Origin of the sequence: Sphaerisporangium sp. NPDC005288 (assembly GCF_040607475.1) — a bacterium.
Classification (GTDB): Bacteria; Actinomycetota; Actinomycetes; order Streptosporangiales; family Streptosporangiaceae; genus Sphaerisporangium; species Sphaerisporangium rhizosphaerae.
Window position 1 is genome coordinate 20092 of sequence record NZ_JBEXGT010000048.1, and the last position, 16240, is coordinate 36331.

Below are 16240 nucleotides of genomic sequence, written 5' to 3' on the forward strand. Positions count from 1 at the left end.
ACGGCCCGCACCCGCTCAGGGATGCGGGCCATTTCGCTGAAGTCATGCCCACTCGCACCCTGCGGCGGCGTCTCGCCGGGCGTCGGCCTTCGGGCCGGCGCCGGGTCCACTCTTGTTCGGACGCGGAGTTTCTTTGGACGTGATCCCGAGTCGGCGACCCGCCGTGGAGCGCGCATCATTTAGGCTCGACAGCGATGACTAGCGATGGCCAGGGGGCCGGCGTCCGCGCCGCCCCGTCGGGGACGAGGTAGACGTGGTCGCGGAAGACACCAAGCCGTCCGCCAAGGGCGGCAAGGATAAAAAGGGCTCGTTCTGGCGTGAGCTCCCGGTCCTGGTAGTGGTCGCCCTGGTCTTGGCGCTCATCATCAAGAGCTTCGTGATCCAGGCGTTCTACATTCCGTCGGAGTCGATGGAGAACACCCTGCTCGTCAACGACAGGGTGCTGGTCAACAAGCTCGTCTACCACACGCGCGACATCGAGCGCGGCGACATCGTGGTGTTCTCCGGGGTCGACTCCTGGGCCTCGGAGGTCGACGTCCCCGATCCGTCCAACCCGGTCGCGGGCTTCTTCCGCTGGGTCGGCACCGCCTTCGGGGTGGTCCCCGGCGAGAAGGACTACATCAAGCGCGTCATCGGCCTGCCCGGCGACACGGTGAAGTGCTGCGACGCCAAGGGGCGCATCACGGTCAACGGCGTCCCGCTGGACGAGAAGGCCTACCTGTACCCCGACGACCAGCCCTCGCAGAAGTTCTTCGAGATCAAGGTCGAGAAGGACCGCCTGTGGGTCATGGGCGACCACCGTTCGGTCTCCCTCGACTCGCGGTCCCACCAGGGTGACCCCGGTGGCGGGGCCATCCCCAAGGACAAGGTCGTCGGACGGGCGTTCGTCATCGTGTGGCCGTTCGCGCGCGCCACCACCCTGCCGATCCCCGACACCTTCAACCAGGCCGCCCTGAAGACCGTCGCCATGGCGGACGGCGCCGCGCCGCTGCTGCTCGGCTTCGCGGGGGCGTTCCCGCTGGTGGCGGTGCGCCGCCGGTGGGTCGTCCGCAGGGCCCGGGGCCGCGCCGGCTGACCCTCTCCGGCGCCCGCCTCCGCCTCCGTTTCCGCCCGCGGCTCTGACGCGGGGGGCCGGGCGCCGCGCACCGACGTCCCCCCGACCAAGACGAAGGAGACAGGGCCGCTCTCCCCGGGCCTCCCGGCGCCAGGGTGCCCGCGATTCCGATGAGCGTCAGACAGGACAATCCGGACCCTCAGGACCCGGCTCCCGCTCCGCACTCCGCCGATCCCGCCGGCCGGGGCACCGCCGAGGACGTCCCCAGGCCCGCCGAGGGCTCCGAGGACGGCCCCGGGGCCACGGACGGGGCCGGTGGCGCGGACCGAGGCGGCGGCGCGGACGAAGGCGGCGCTCCCGGCGCTTCTGGTGCTCCCGGCGCTCCCGGCGTGGCGAAGGAGAAGAAGAAGTCCGGCTGGCGCGAGTCCGTCGTCCTGGTGCTCATCGGGGTCCTCGCCGCGGTGCTGGTGCGCCTGTTCGTCCTGGACTCCTTCTGGATCCCGTCGGAGTCGATGGAGAACACCCTGCTGATCGACGACCGGGTGGTCGTCAACCGCATCACCGGCGACATCGACCGCGGTGAGGTCGTGGTGTTCACGGGCTGGGACGGCACCACGCTCATCAAGCGGGTCATCGGCGTCGGCGGCGACCACGTCAAGTGCTGTGACGCCAAGGGCCGTATCACCGTCAACGGCGTCGCGCTCGACGAGCGGTCCTACCTCAACCCGCAGGACTACCCCTCCCAGGAGAACTTCGACATCACCGTGCCGAAGGGCCGGCTGTGGCTGATGGGCGACCACCGGGCCGCCTCGGAGGACTCCCGCGCGTTCATGAAGAACCGGTACCACGGCACGATCTCCACCGGCGACGTGGTCGGCAGGGCCTTCGCCCTCTACTGGCCCCTGTCCCGCGTCGGCACCCTCCCCGTCCCGGAGACCTTCGCAAAGGTGCGATAACGTACCCCTCCCTTCGATTGGGGCGTAGGCTTGTGTTCATGGTCGCGCTCGCATCGCCGTTCTCCGGCCGAAGGGCCCGACCCTCACGCGGGTCCGTTCCCTCGCGGCGGGGCGCCGAGCCGCACGCCTCATGACCGTCACCTACCGCCCGCGCCCGAGCGTCGTACGGCGGGACTCCGGGCTCTACGGCTACGAGCGGGCGCTCGCGCGGCGCGGGCTGTCGCCGATCGCCGGGGTGGACGAGGCGGGCCGAGGCGCCTGTGCCGGGCCGCTCGTGGTGGCCGCCGTGGTCCTGCGGTCCGAGATCGACGGCCTGGCCGACTCCAAGCTCCTCACCCCCGCCCGGCGCGAGGTGCTGTACGACCGCATCCTCGCCACGGCCCGGGCGGCGCAGGTCGTCGTGACACCGCCCGAGGAGATCGACACACGCGGGCTGCACAAGTGCAACATCGCCGGGATGCGGCGGGCCGTCGCCGGTCTCGGGTGTGATCTCGGGTACGTTCTGATCGACGGGTTCCCGGTGCCCGGCCTGCCCGCGCCGTCGTTGGCCGTGTGGAAGGGCGACCAGGTCTCGGCGTGCGTGGCGGCCGCGTCCATCGTCGCCAAGGTGACCAGGGACCGCATGATGACCTCGCTGGACGATCTCTATCCCCAGTACGGCTTCGCCGAGCACAAGGGATACGTCACGGCCGGTCACCGGCGCGCTCTGGCCGCCCACGGCCCCAGCCCGCATCATCGATTCTCCTTTGTGACGGTGAACTCGGTGGTGCGGTCAGGAGCGGGTGGCGAGATAGGCGACAATGAATTGGGGGCCGGTGTCCTCTGATGGGCGGCACCGGGGGAGGAAGGGAAGTGGAGGACCGGGATGAGCGCAGAGGATCTCGAGAAATACGAGACCGAGATGGAGTTGCAGCTCTACCGGGAGTACCGCGATGTGGTCGGTCTCTTCACCTACGTCGTTGAGACCGAGCGGCGCTTCTACCTGACCAACTCCGTCGATCTCGACGTCCGCACGGCGGAGAACGGCGATGTCTTCTTCGACGTCAAGATGCAGGACGCCTGGGTCTGGGATATGTACCGCCCTGCCCGCTTCGTCAAGAATGTCCGAGTAGTCACCTTCAAGGACGTCAACGTCGAAGAACTGGCCAAGCCCGACCTCGAGATGCCCAAGGAAGGCTTCTCCAACTAACACACGCGAACCCCTCACCCCGCCTCCTCGGCCGCGCTCCCGCGGCCCCGGCGGGGCCACCGGCCGATTCCGGCCGCTGCCGGCCTGGCGCTGGTCGCGTCTTCCGTGCCGCGCGGGGCGATCGTCGAACCCCGGCCGCGGCGCCCAGTGCCGGCCCATCTGTCCCCACCACGCGGGGCCGCCGGCCTCCCGGCGGCCCGCGTCTGGCCGTCGACGGGGGCCGCTCGCCCTCCCCCGCGCATGGACACGCCTTTCCGTGCCGGCTCTGAGCGGGGGGCTACCGACCTCAGCACTTCAGCAGTAGGCAACTCGCTCCGTGTGCTGTCTGCGCGTCGCCTTCCTACGGCTGTACGGCCGCCGGGGATCCCGGCAGCGACTCGCGGCTGTACAGAGGCGATCCGAGGGAGGAAGAAACCTCACCTGTCTCCCGGGACCTGCGGCCGGGTCGCCTCCTGTCGATGTGACCATTGCGGCACAACGGTTCCCGGGAGGACGAGTTGACCGACGATCCCCTGCTTCCGCAGGTCGTGGCCAAGGCGCTGCGGGAGTACCGCGATGCGCTGGCCGAGCACGGAATCACCTGGGGTGAGCCTCCCATCGCGTACGTCAGGGCCATGAGCCCGTCGCGGTTCGTCGACGACGAGGCGTTCTCTCGGGCCGCCTCCGACCGCGTGCGAGCCGAGTGTCCGGACGCCACCGCCGCCGAGCAGGAGGCCCTCCTGCGCGAGCTGGACTTCGACGAGGTGCTCAGGGACGCGCTCCACGGAGAGCCGCTCGATGGGAGGCCGATCAATGGATCGCTCGACGAAAAGCCGCTCGACGAAAAGCCGCTCGACGGGAAGCCGCTCGACGGGAAGCCGCTCGACGGGAAGCCGCTCGACGGGAAGCCGCTCGACGGGAAGCCGCTCGACGGGAAGCCGCTCGACGGGAGGCCGCTCGGCGGGGACCTGCCCGATGGCCTGGCCGTGCTGCGGCTCACGCACGGAGGCCATCGGCTGGACGGCCGGCCGCGTACCGTGCTCGAACCGGGCGGAAGGCCACTCCCGCTGGCCCTGCTGATCGACAACGGCCGCGCGACCGAGGCCGAGATCCGCGTCGGCGGACGAGCGCACCGCGTCGCCCCCGGCGGGGCCCGGCTGGTCGAGCTCGACACCGCGACCGAGGTGACGGTCGGCGCTGAGCGGGTCGACCTGTCCGATCTGACCCGTCTCGCCCCACGGGCGCGGCTGCGGGTCCGCGCCGGGTTCCCCTGCCGGTGGAGTGTATGGAGCGCCGGCGGCCAGGGTTGGTACCCCGAGGGCGCCCCCGCCAGATACGACCACCACAACGTGCCGTACTTCCACGGCGACGACATCGCCCTCGACGTACCCGCCGAGCCCCTGACCGTCCGCGTGACCCGAGGCATGGAATACGACTCCGCGGAGACCATGATCACCCCTCGCGGGGAGACCGTGGTCGCACCCTGCGCGGAGACACTGGTCGAGTTGAGACCGGCGCGGGTCCACGACGCGGCGGCCAAGGGATGGTACGGCGCGGACCTGCACGTCCACCTCAACTTCGCCGGGGACGTCGTCGCCACCCCGGCGATGGCGGCGGCCATGCAGCATGGCGAGGACCTGCACGTGCTCAACCTGCTCGCCGCGAACGTCTCCGGCCGGCGCGTCTATGACCGGGAGGCGCTGGAGCACTGGGCGGGCGAGGACCTGCCGTGGTCGGACGCGACCCACATCGCCCGCATGGGCGTCGAGTACCGCAACGACATGTTCGGGCACCTCCACGCCTTCGGGCTGACCGCCCCGCCGGCCCGCTACCACAGCGGGTTCGACGGCACCGCCGACTGGCCGCCCACCAGCACGGCCTGCGAGGAGCTCCACGACCTCGGCGCGATCGTCGGCTACGCGCACTGCTTCCACTCGCCGATCGATGCCCCGGAGGACATCATCGGCACTGGACGGCCCGCCTGCACGGCGCGGATGGCGGTGGTCGACGCCGCGCTCGGCCTGGTCGACAGCATAGAAGTGCTGCACTTCTCCTCGGCCGCCGGATCGTCGGCGGTGTACCGGAGGCTGCTCGGCGCGGGCAACCGGCTGGCCGCCGTGGCGGGCACCGACTCGATGCTGTCGTTCACCCGTCAGCGGATCGAGCCGGTGGCGAGTCCGCTGGGCTGGGAGCGGACCTACGCCAAGGTGGACGGGCCGCTGACCGCCGCCTCCTACGCCGACGCGGTGCGGCGCGGACGCACGTTCGCCACCACGGGGCCCTTCCTGGAGCTCACCGTGGACGGTCACCACCCCGGGGACACGATCGACCGCGCCCTCGGCGACCGGGTGAGAGTCACGGTCAGGGTGATCGGACCAGAGGTCGAGCGACTCACGATCCGCACCGCGACCGGCATTCTCGCCGAGGGCCCGCCCGAAGACCTCACCACCGCGGATTCCACGGCCGAGTTCAGCGTTGAGTTCACCGTCGGTGAGCCCACCTACATCGTCGCCCTCGCCGAGGGCGGCCCGCACCCGCGCTCGCTGTTCACCCACGTGTTCGCGCACACCAGCCCGGTCTACGTGGACGTGCGCGGCCGGCGGGTGTCTCGGGCCGAGGACGTCCACTGGTGCCTCGAGTGGCTCGACCGGCTGGAGCGACTGATCCGAGAACGGGCACGCCTGGACACCAGTGGGCAACTCGACGACCACCTCGGCCGGATCGAAGAAGCCAGACGCGTCTATGCCGCCCGCCTACGCCCCTGACCTTCCTCCACGCCCACCCCCCTCGAAGATCGCCCCCACGCCGACCCCCAGTGCCGAAGCCGGTGGCGCGCCTGGTTGTGCTCTGGCTCACAGCAGCGAACCGCCGTCGTCTGTCCACAGCCCCGAAATAGCCTCAAATATCATCATTCGGAGTCGTTTCGCCGTGGCGCGGCATTGAAAATCAGCCGCGTATCAGGACATTTCTCTCCTCACATCGGCGTCTGTGGACGCGTATCCCACCACCAGCCGCGTGGTCTGTCCACAGAAACTCGTTCGGCGAGCCGGGCGGCAGGCGGCGTGCGCGAAGGTCGGGGCCGGAGGTGGTCCCATGGCCATGGCACACGAGCTTGGACGGCACGGCGAGCAGCTCGCCGTCGACTATCTGCGGGCGGCGGGCCTGCGCATCCTCGAGCGCAACTGGTGCTGTCCCGAGGGAGAGATCGACATCCTCGGGCGTGAGGGCCCGGTCCTCGTGGTCGTCGAGGTCAAGACCCGCTCCGGGCGCAGCCACGGCTCCGCCTTCGAGGCGGTGACCGCGGCGAAGCTGGCCAAGCTCCGCACGGTCGCGGCCCGCTGGCTCAGTGGCCAGAGCGAGTGGTTCTCCTCCATCCGCATCGACGTGATCGCCCTTGAGCGCTTCGCCGGCGAGTTCTCGATCAGGCACGACCGGGGGGTGTCGTAGATGGCCGTCGCTCGCACGCGGTGTGTCGCGCTGGTGGGCGTGAGCGGCCACGTGGTGGAGGTCGAGGCCGACGTGGGCCACGGCATCGCCGGCGTCCACCTGATCGGCATGCTCGACACCGCGCTCAGCGAGGCCCGCGATCGCGTCCGCTCGGCCGTCATCAACAGCAGATATCCCTGGCCGGACGCACGGGTCACCATCAGCCTGTTCCCGGCCAGCCTGCCCAAGCGCGGCAGCCTGTTCGACCTGGCCATCGCGGTCGCCCTGCTCGGAGCCGCAGGGGTGATCCCCAGGCAACGCGTCGCACCGCCCTTCTTCCTCGGCGAACTCGGGCTGGACGGCTCCCTGCGGCCCGTGCGAGGCGTACTTCCCGCCGTGCTCGCCGCGGCGGAGGCCGGCGCGCAGTGCGTCGTGGTCCCCATGGCCAACGCCGAGGAGGCATGCCTGGTCCCCGGGATCACCGTGGTGCCCGTCCTCACGCTCGCCGAGTTGGTCGAGAACCTCCGCGCCGGTGACGAGGCATGCCTGCCGGTCATGCGGGAGGCAGAGCAACCCCCGCCGGGCGCCGCCCCCGAGGCATTCGAGGGTCCGGCCCTCGATCTGGCCGACGTCGCCGGGCAGGCCATGGCCCGCCGGGCTCTGGAGGTGTGCGCCGCCGGCGGCCACAACCTGTGGATGCTCGGCCAGCCCGGCACCGGCAAGACGATGCTGGCCGAGCGTCTGCCCACCCTGCTGCCGCCCCTCGATCGCGACCAGGCGCTGGAGGTCACCGCCATCCACTCGGTCGCGGGCGCCCTGCCGCCGGGCCGCCCGCTGCTGCGGCACCCGCCGTTCATGGCGCCGCACCACACCGCCACCGTCGCGGCGATCGTCGGTGGTGGAAGCGGCGTCATCCGGCCGGGTGCCGTCTCCCTCGCCCACCGCGGTGTGCTGTTCCTGGACGAAGCACCCGAGTTCCCGGCGCGCGTGCTCGACTCGCTCCGGCAGCCGCTGGAGTCCGGGCAGGTCACCGTCGCACGGGCCATCGGCACGGTCACCTTTCCCGCCCGGTTCATGCTGGTGCTGGCCGCCAATCCCTGTCCCTGTGCCCAGCCGTCAACCCCCGAGAGTCCCTGCCAGTGCACGCCCCACCAGCGGCGGCGCTATCTGGCCCGGCTCTCCGGCCCGCTCGTCGACCGCATAGACGTCAAGGTCAAGCTCGCGCGCTCCACCCGGCGTGAGTTGCTGTCCGATCGCCAGTTCATCGAACCGAGCGCCGTGGTGTCCGAACGGGTGGCGCTGGCTCGCGAGCGCACGCTCAAGCGGCTCGCGGGCACTCCGTGGAGATGCAACGCAGAGATCCCCACGGCGGCGCTCCACGCCGACTACCGCCTCGCCGCTCCGGCGATGTCCCCCCTGTACCGCTGCCTGGACACCGGCGAACTGAGCGCCCGAGGTCTCGACCGCGTCATCCGCCTGTCCTGGACCCTCGCCGACCTTGTGGGCAAAGACCGCCCCGAGCTCCGAGATACCACCGCCGCCCTCGCGTTATGGCTGGGCACCGACTAACCCCTCCTCCCTCCTCTCCCCTCCAGAGGCCCCAATGCCCATCCCCACCCCCCTCCCGCCCTCACATCCACCCGGTGCACTCCAACCCTCCAGCCACCACCAGCCCTCCGCCGTCTGCTCTGGCAGACCACCCGTCCCGGACTCCGCTCTGTATGCGAGGTCTTTCCATGCCGATAGAGATGTCGCCCTATGTACCACCGAAGTGGAGCACGGGTCGTGCAGCGTTGGGGGCGGCGGTTCATCGGCCATCGACGCGACCCAAGCCGTGGACGTGCCACAAGCCGCCGGCACGTCGCCGGGAGTCGCCGCGGCATCCTCCGTGCCGGCCGAAGTCATCTCCGCGGATGCCCGGTCGCCCGCGCCGGTCACCGCGGCCCCCGCGCGGTCCCAGGCGGACACCGCCCTCACAATGCCGACCGCCGGGGACATCAAGGGGCCTTCCGCACCGCCACGTGATGGGACCGTCCTCTCATCCATGCCCTCTGCGGAGGGAGCGGTCGAGCTATCCGTGTCGCCTGGGGGCGAGGCCGTCATCTCGGCTGTACCGGCCGGGGCCGTCAGTGGAGGCGCTGGTGAGTCCCTGGTCGGTCGGTCGTCCCCCGGTCGCCGGGGTGATTCTCCGGGGAGAGGCGGTAAGGGCACCTCCTTCCAGCGTGGTCCCGGGAGGCTGGCGAGGGTCACATTGATGCGTATCTCCGACGCTGGTGACGGTCTCATGGGCAGGCTGATCGCCGCTTACGGGCCCGAGGGCGCGTTGGGGCAGGTGCGACAGGGGCGGCTCGATCCCTGCTTCGTCGATGAGGTGACCTCCGGTAGGAGCAGACCACCGGATGTGGACCGTCACCTCAGGGCGTGGCAGGCCAGGCTTCAGGCGGCCGATCCGCTGGCCGACCTCGGCGAGGGCGAACGGCTGGGCGCACGCCTGATCGTTCCCGGAGACCTGGAGTGGCCGACCCAACTGGACGATCTCGGACCTGAACGTCCTGTCGCCCTCTGGCTGCGCGGAGACGCGGATCTCCGGTTCTCCTGCCTTCGTTCGGTGGCGATGGTCGGTTCCCGCGCGGCCACGCCGTACGGCGCTCACGTCTCGGCGGAGATGAGCGCCGACCTGTCGGAGGGGGGTTGGAGCGTCATCTCGGGAGGCGCCTACGGGGTGGACGCCGCCGCGCACCGCGGCGCCCTGGCCGGCTCGGCCTCGAGCATCGCCGTACTCGCCTGCGGCATCGACATCGTCTACCCCGCCGCCAACCATGATCTGTTCGCGGCGGTTCGCAGGAAGGGGGTGATCGTGAGCGAGTGCCCGCCCGGGGTCCGCCCCACCCGGCCGCGCTTCCTCATCCGCAATCGGGTGATCGCGGCGCTGGCCCGAGGCACCGTCGTCGTAGAGGCGGCTCTGCGCAGTGGAGCGCTGAACACCGCCGCGCACGCGGTCGCTCTCCACAGGCATCTCGCCGCGGTGCCGGGTCCGGTCACCTCCGAGATGTCCGCGGGGTGTCACCGGCTGATCCGCAGAGCCGAGGCCGTATGCGTCACCTCGGCAAGGGACGTGATCGAGTTGGTCGGTGCCATCGGTGGTGACCTCGCACCCGAGCCCCGGGGACCGGTGCTGCCACGCGATCGCCTTGACGAGGAGACCCGGGCCGTGCTGGAAGCGGTGCCGGCGAGGTCAGGAGCCGGTCCTGCGACGATAGCCGTAGCAGCCGGCGTGGATCTCGCGACCGTTCTCAGTCGCCTCGGAGCCCTGGCGGCGGCGGGATATGTCGAGCGCTCAGACCGCGGCTGGCGCCTCCGCCGCATGGCTCGAAACGAGCGCTAACCCCGGCCACCTGCACCGACACCGTCCACAACGTCACGTGACAGAAGCTGAGGGGACGTCCACCTTGACGCGCCTCGGCGGAGATCGTCTCGCTTCCGCGGGACGGGAGGCCGGTCTGGGGTATCCGCGTTGATCGGCCTGGGGAAGGTGCTCGGCGAGGTCACGTGACGGAAGCAGTCGCGTTTCCACCTTGACCGGTCGCCGCTGCACGTGATCGGCGCCGATTGGACCGCCTAGCTCGTCGGCGGCGTGATGCCGAGGTTGCACTGTGGGGCTGTGTGCTCGTGCTCCCGCGAGTGGGAGTTTGGAGTTACCGCTGCCTTGAGTCGCTTCAGGTCATTTTGCTGGTCATGGTCGGGCGGGGGTGTCTGCGGGCCAGTGGGGGAGGAGTCGTACTTGGCCGTGGGCGACGAGGAGCAGTGGATCGAGGTAGCGCCACTTGTCGATCAGGCCCCAGTGCAGGCAGGGGGACGTGCAGTGGGAGGTGGATGCTTCGACGGTGCCGATGGTCTGGCCGAACGTCACCCTCTGTCCACGCCGGACCTTCGCGTGCACCGGTAGGTACGTCGTGCGCAGCCCGTTCGGATGCACGATCATCACCACGCCACGGCCGGCGAACGGCCCCGCGTAGCCGACGATGCCGGGGCCCACCGCCCTCACCCGCTGTCCAAGGCGTACGGCGAGATCGGTTCCTCGGTGCCCGGCGAGCCACGGCCGCGCCGGGGGAGCGAAATGGCGCAACACCCTGACGTGACCCTCCACAGGCGGGCCCCAACGGGCCTGATCACCAGGGGCGTCTGAGGACGCCGTTCCACCCGGCGCCGAGGGCGGCGAGGGGGCCGAGGTGGGTTGGGTGGCGAGGAGCGGCGAGACGGTCGAGGTGGGTGGGGTGGCGAGGGGCGACGGCGCCGCCGCAGTGGGTCGGGTCAGGGACGGCGGGGTGGTCGAGGCGGTTCCCAGGGCCATGGCGGTGGCGGCGGCTGGGGCGACTTGCGGGTGGGGTGGGGACGCGGATGCGGCGATGACGACGGTGAGGAACGTCAGGGCCAGGCGGACGGTCGAAGGGCGCATGGCAGGAGACTGTCCTGGAGGAGGCCGCCATGGTCTGGCTGAACCGGATTCTGTGCATAACCGCGCGAGCGCGGTGAGTACGTCGGGTCTGTGGCCGGCGTCGTGTTGAGGTCAGGGGGAGCGGTGGAGGTCAGAGAGATCATCGGTGGCCTGGCGGCGGAGGTCGGGATGGACCTGCCGGCAGTGCGTGTGGTCGGCGATGATCCGATCCTTCCCTCCGTGTTCCGCGTCGGGGCGGCCGCGGCCGCCTGCGTCGGCGCGGTGACGGGCGCCGTCGCGACGTATTGGTCGCAGAATCCGGGGACGGTGGCCGGGGCCGATCTGCGGGAGGTGGCGGTCGACGTGCGGGAGGCGGCGGTCGCGTTCCGGGACGAACGGTATTTCCGCATCGACGGGATGACCCCTGATCTCTGGGCGCCGCTGTCCGGGGACTATCGCACGGCCGACGGCGGATGGGTCCGTCTGCACTGCAACTTCGATCATCATCGGGACGCGGTGCTGCACGCGCTGGAGTTGCCCCGAGGTGCGGACAGGGCCGCCGTGGTCGCCGCCTGCGCCGGGCGTGCGGCCTTGGACGTGGAGGAGGCGGTAACCCGGGCAGGGGGATGCGCGGCCGCCATGCGGAGCCGCGCGCAGTGGCGGTCGCATCCACAGGGCAGAACCGTGGAAGGACTCCCTCTGATCGGCCTCGGTCCCCTTGATCGCAGTCCCGTCATCGGCTCGGTCCGGGGCGTTGAGAGCGCTATCACTGATGTGGTCAGAGGCGGTGACGGTGGTGTCCCTGGCTTGGCCCAGGGCGATGACGGTGTAGCGACCGGTTCGGCCGGGAGTAGTGACGGGGGTGCGACCGGTTCGGCCGGGGGCGGCAGTGCTTTCACTAGTTGGGCCGGGGGTGGTGGCCGGGATGTCATTGGTCTGGCCGGGGGCGGTGATGGTAGTGGGACCGGTGCGGCCGGGGACGGCAGTGCTTTCGCTGGCTTGGCCGAGGGCCGCGGCAGTGCGGTGACTGGTTGGGCCGGGGGCGGGGAGGCTGCTGCGACCGGTTCGGTCGAGCGTGGACGCAGTGCAGCCACGGGTTCGTCCGGAAGCGGTGGGAGTGGTGTCACGGGTCCGGCCCTGGGTGATGGTCGTGCTGTCACGGGTTCGATCCATAGCGATGGGAGTGCCGTCGCCGGGGCGGTTGGCAGGCCGGGGGCGCGGCCGTTGGCGGGGGTACGTGTGCTGGACCTCACTCGGGTGATCGCCGGCCCGGTGGCGACGCGGACGCTGGCGGCGTACGGGGCCGAGGTCCTGCGGGTCGGCGCGGCACATCTGCCGGAGGTCCCGGGGCTGGTGATCAGCACGGCGCTGGGCAAGCGATCGTGCGAGATCGATCTGCGCACTGCGGAGGGGGCCGCGGCGTTCAGAGCGTTGGTGATGGGTGCGGACGTGGTCGTCCAGTCCTACCGGCCGGGGGCGCTGGCGCGGCTGGGCTTCGGGCCACGTGAGCTGGCGGCCATCCGGTCGGCGGGCGCCGCGGGCACGCCGAGGGGGCCGGGGCTCGTCTGCGTGGACATCTCGGCCTACGGTTCGCGTGGGCCGTGGTCACGGCGACGGGGGTTCGACAGCCTGGTCCAGATGGTCTGCGGTATCGCACACGAGCAGGGACAGGGGGCTCGTCCTGTGCCGCTGCCGGCCCAGGTGCTCGACCATGCGACCGGCTGGCTCGCCGCCCTCGGGGCGATCGCCGGCTTGCTGCGCCGGCAGCGGGAGGGCGGGTCATGGCATGTCGAGCTGTCCCTCGCTCGTACCGCCCTCTGGCTCGACCGGCTCGGCCGGGTCGACGGGATGGCGGTCGGCGAGCCTGAGGTGGACGACCTGCTGGAGGAGATGGACAGCTCATCCGGCACGCTCACCTACGTCCGTGCCCCTGGGGCGATCGGCGATGTCCGGCCTTCCTGGACCACGCCGCCGCCCCGGCGCGGCGAACACCTTCCCGCCTGGAGGTGAAGAGCTGGGGGCGGTCCGATCCGGACAGGGCTCTTTGCGAGGGCTGAAGTCGGTGCGTGGTAGCGAGATCCGGGCCGAGCCGGAGATGGCTTCGTGGGTGGTGGGCTTCGCCGTGGCAGGCGTTCTGCCGGCGCGCCGGTCCCAGGTGAGCGGATCTCGCCGGGGGCCTCTAAGTGGTGGGTTTCGCTGCCGTGGTGGGGTGGTCAGGGAGGTGGTCGCACCGCCGCGGCGGAGTGATCGGGGAGGTGGCACTTAGGCCGGGATGAGCGGTGGGGTTCACGTTGGTGGGGGCGGTGGGGTTCAAGCCGGGGTGATTGGTGGGGTTCAGGCTGGTGGGGCGATGGGGGTCAGGCTGGTGGGGCGGTGGACTCAGGCCGGGGTGGGGCGGTGGGGTGCGGAAAGGGCGTGGCGGAGGGGTGAGGACCAGACGAGGGACACCGCGAGGAGGACCACGAAGGCGCACGCCCACATCGTGGGACGCAGGCCGAGGAACTCGCCGAGCACGCCGCCCGCGACACCTCCCAATGTCATGACGCCGAGCGTGGAGACGGTCATGGTCGCGTTCACCCGGCCGAGCATGTCGGGCGGGGACTCGCGAAGCTGGATGGTCCCGTAGCAGACGCTGAACAGCACCGCCGCCATGCCGCTGACCGCGAAGGCGCCCATCAGCAGCGGAACCAGCACGCCAGCCGAGCCGTGGGCGGAGGCGATCGCGACGAACTCGAGGGGGAAGAGGGCGACGGCGATCAGGATGGTGCGGTCTTCGGTGAGACGGCCGGTCAGCCGGGGGGCCGTCACCGCGCCGAGCAGGCCACCGACGCCGGACGCCGCCACCAGCAGCCCGACCGCACCCGGTTGCATCCCGAGGGTCCGCACCGTGAACAGGACCAGAAGCGCCATCTGAGCGGCCGAGGCGAAGTTGATCAGCACTCCCGCGCCGATCAGCGTCCTCAGTGTGCCGTGCCTCATGACGGTCAGCATGCCTTCGCGCGTGTCCCGCAGAAGGCTCGTCCGGGTGCCGATGGTCGCCTCCGCCGCGGCGTCGGTCTCGATCTCGATGCTGGTATCCGTCCCTCTCGTGGTGTCACGCATGAACTTTGTCGCGGTGGCGCCGCTGGTGGTGCCGGAGGCGGCGCTGCTCCTGGTGCCGGCGCTGTCCCTGCTGTGCGAGGCGGTGGCGGTGCTCATGGCGCCGGAGGCGGTGCTGGCGCTTGTGGCGGTGCTGTCGCTCGCGGCGGTGGAAGACGTGCTCTCGGGGGTGGTGAGGGACGTGCTCCCGGAGGTTGTGGCGGTTTCGGGGGGTCGGAGGGAGTGGAGGAGGAGGGCCGAAACGGCGAACGACGCCGCGTCCGCGACCAGGGCCAGTGGGGCGGTGATCGCCTGAACCAGCAGGCCGGCCAGTCCCGGGCCGCAGATGCCGGCGGTCGAGTAGACCATCTGGAAGCCGGCGATCGCCGCCGTGCGCTGCTCGCGCGCGACGACGCTGGGCAGGTGCGGGAACCAGACCGCCCGGTAGAAGACCGAGCAGGTGCCGACCACCAGGGCGACCGTGATCAGCCAGGGCACCGTCAGCAGGCCGGCCAGCCAGCCGAGCGGCACGGTGAGCACGGCGGCTCCCGAGACGACTTCGCACAAGACCAGCAGGGGACGGTGCCGGCGGAGCCGGTCGGCGTACGCGCCGGCGGGCAGGCCGATGAGCAGGTACGGAAGTGACGTCGCGGCCGTCAGCAGGCCCATCTGGACCGGAGTGGCGTTCAGCAGAGCGGCGGCGGTGAGGGGGACGGCCAGGCGGGAGACCTCGGTGCCGGTCTCGGACACCGCACGGGCGGACCACAGCAACCGGTAGTCCCGTTGCCGTCGGAGGGGGAGAAGCTCGACCATGAATATGAAAGTAATGCTTCACAACTCTGAAAGCCACCCTTCATGGATGGCGGATTCCGCGGAGTTCCGACCTGAGCCGGGTCGGATGGAGACGGCGGAGGTCCGGGATGCGCGGCTCGGCGGGTGGTGAGGGGTGCACGTTGGTGGTCATGGTCATGCTGGCCATGAAGGCGAAGGCGGGGCGTTGTAGGGTGCCGCGCCCGGCGGGGACGTCGTGGGCGTCGGGCTCGGCGGGTCGTGAAGGGTGCACGGTGGCGGTCATGGTCATGCGGGGCATGAAGGCGAAGGTGGGGGCGTTCTAGGGCATCGCGCCCACGGGGGCGCCGTGGGCGTCGGGCTCGGCGGGGGCAGGGGCGGGGCGGTGGGGGTGGGGACGCATTACGGTTCGTTGTATGAGTCAGCGGAACCATCTGGTCGAGGACCCGCGGGCCATGCGGGCGCTCGCGCATCCGGCCAGGCTGGCGATCCTCGGCCGGCTTCAGACGGAGGGGCCCGCGACGGCGACCGAGTGCGCGCGGGTGGCCGGGCTGTCGCCCAGCGCGTGCAGCTACCACCTGCGCATGCTGGCCAAGTACGGGTTCGTCGAGGACGCGCCCCCGCGCGGCGACGGCAGGGAACGGCTGTGGCGCGCCCCGCACCGGGGGATCACCATCTCCGAGCCCGACGAGTTGACCTCCGAACTCGTCGAGGCCAAGAACGTGCTCTCCAGGACCGTCGTCGACCAGATGGTGGAGGAGACGTTCCGCTACTTGGAGTCCAGCGCGCGCGAGTCGAAGCAATGGCGGCAGGCGGCGCTGCTCGCCCACATGCTGCTTCGGGTCAACGCCGAGGAACTCGCCGAGCTCGGTGAGCGGGTGACCGCGATCCTCGAGCCCTATCTCTCCAAGTCGCGCTCCCCGGAGGAGGCTCCGCCGGACGCCCGTCTGATCAGGGGGATCGTCCACCTCTTCCCGCACTCGCCCGCTCCCTGACACGCGACGGGGTCCGGGACGCCTGGGGCGGGACCGAGTTCGATGTCCCTGGCGCAGGGTTCGGTGGGTGTCTTGCGGCGTGGGGTTCGCTGATCGGGGGCGTCCGCCTCTTCCGGTATTCGGCCGTCCCGTGGGGGGGATGGGGTCCGGGCGCCGTGGGGTGGCACCGGGTTTGATGTCCCTGGCGCAGGGTTCGGTGGGTGTCTTGCGGCGCGGGGTTCGCTGATCAGGGGGGTAGTGGCTATTTCCCGCGCTCGGCCGTTCCCTGGCGGGGGGCGGGGCCGGGCCCCTGGGCGGGACCGAGCTGGATGGTCCGTGCGCGAGGTGGGCGCGGTGGCT

The 16240-nt window shown here is 71.0% G+C and carries 13 protein-coding genes; 10 read left to right on the forward strand and 3 right to left on the reverse strand.

The genetic code is table 11. From position 1 onward, the window contains the following. The first annotated feature begins 253 nt into the window (after positions 1 to 253). The 8 genes from lepB (ABZU32_RS33810) (at position 254) to dprA (ending at position 9989) form a co-directional block, all read left to right on the forward strand. On the forward strand, positions 254 to 1075 hold the full coding sequence (lepB, locus tag ABZU32_RS33810; protein WP_354928799.1) for a signal peptidase I: 822 nt from the start codon (positions 254 to 256) through the stop codon (positions 1073 to 1075). A gap of 149 nt (positions 1076 to 1224) precedes the next feature. Continuing rightward, a complete protein-coding gene (gene lepB / locus ABZU32_RS33815; protein ID WP_354928802.1) occupies positions 1225 to 2010 on the forward strand; it encodes a signal peptidase I in 786 nt (261 codons plus the stop codon). Positions 2011 to 2140: 130 nt separating this feature from the next. Beyond that, positions 2141 to 2836 carry a ribonuclease HII gene (locus ABZU32_RS33820; protein ID WP_354928804.1) on the forward strand — a complete coding sequence of 232 codons (696 nt, stop codon included), beginning with the start codon at positions 2141 to 2143 and terminating at the stop codon, positions 2834 to 2836. Positions 2837 to 2875: 39 nt separating this feature from the next. Beyond that, positions 2876 to 3199 carry a DUF2469 domain-containing protein gene (locus ABZU32_RS33825; RefSeq protein ID WP_012888569.1) on the forward strand — a complete coding sequence of 108 codons (324 nt, stop codon included), beginning with the start codon at positions 2876 to 2878 and terminating at the stop codon, positions 3197 to 3199. Positions 3200 to 3696: 497 nt separating this feature from the next. Then, on the forward strand, positions 3697 to 5943 hold the full coding sequence (locus ABZU32_RS33830) for a CehA/McbA family metallohydrolase (protein WP_354928807.1): 2247 nt from the start codon (positions 3697 to 3699) through the stop codon (positions 5941 to 5943). Positions 5944 to 6277: 334 nt separating this feature from the next. Continuing rightward, on the forward strand, positions 6278 to 6625 hold the full coding sequence (locus ABZU32_RS33835) for a YraN family protein (RefSeq protein ID WP_354928810.1): 348 nt from the start codon (positions 6278 to 6280) through the stop codon (positions 6623 to 6625). Next, on the forward strand, positions 6626 to 8173 hold the full coding sequence (locus tag ABZU32_RS33840) for a YifB family Mg chelatase-like AAA ATPase (protein WP_354928813.1): 1548 nt from the start codon (positions 6626 to 6628) through the stop codon (positions 8171 to 8173). A gap of 685 nt (positions 8174 to 8858) precedes the next feature. Beyond that, positions 8859 to 9989: a DNA-processing protein DprA gene (gene dprA / locus ABZU32_RS33845; protein ID WP_354928816.1), complete on the forward strand. Its 1131-nt coding sequence runs from the start codon at positions 8859 to 8861 to the stop codon at positions 9987 to 9989. 348 nt (positions 9990 to 10337) lie between these two features. Here dprA and ABZU32_RS33850 read toward each other — a convergent pair whose 3' ends face one another. After that, on the reverse strand, positions 10338 to 11060 hold the full coding sequence (locus ABZU32_RS33850; RefSeq protein ID WP_354928819.1) for a peptidoglycan DD-metalloendopeptidase family protein: 723 nt from the start codon (positions 11058 to 11060) through the stop codon (positions 10338 to 10340). A gap of 618 nt (positions 11061 to 11678) precedes the next feature. On the opposite strand from ABZU32_RS33850, the gene ABZU32_RS33855 reads away from it, so the two are divergent. Beyond that, positions 11679 to 13049, forward strand: a complete 1371-nt coding sequence (locus tag ABZU32_RS33855) for a CoA transferase (protein ID WP_354928910.1) — start codon at positions 11679 to 11681, stop codon at positions 13047 to 13049. A 369-nt stretch (positions 13050 to 13418) separates the two neighbouring features. Here ABZU32_RS33855 and ABZU32_RS33860 read toward each other — a convergent pair whose 3' ends face one another. Both ABZU32_RS33860 and ABZU32_RS33865 read right to left on the reverse strand, forming a co-directional pair. After that, positions 13419 to 14930, reverse strand: a complete 1512-nt coding sequence (locus ABZU32_RS33860; protein WP_354928822.1) for an MFS transporter — start codon at positions 14928 to 14930, stop codon at positions 13419 to 13421. A 40-nt stretch (positions 14931 to 14970) separates the two neighbouring features. Next, the gene (locus ABZU32_RS33865) at positions 14971 to 15207 is read right to left on the reverse strand and encodes a hypothetical protein (RefSeq protein ID WP_354928825.1); all 237 of its coding nucleotides are present in this window, start codon (positions 15205 to 15207) and stop codon (positions 14971 to 14973) included. Positions 15208 to 15322: 115 nt separating this feature from the next. Here ABZU32_RS33865 and ABZU32_RS33870 point away from each other — a divergent pair, with 115 nt between their 5' ends. Next, complete coding sequence (locus tag ABZU32_RS33870) at positions 15323 to 15901, forward strand: helix-turn-helix domain-containing protein (protein WP_354842229.1); 579 nt, start codon at positions 15323 to 15325, stop codon at positions 15899 to 15901. The last annotated feature ends 339 nt before the right edge of the window (positions 15902 to 16240 follow it).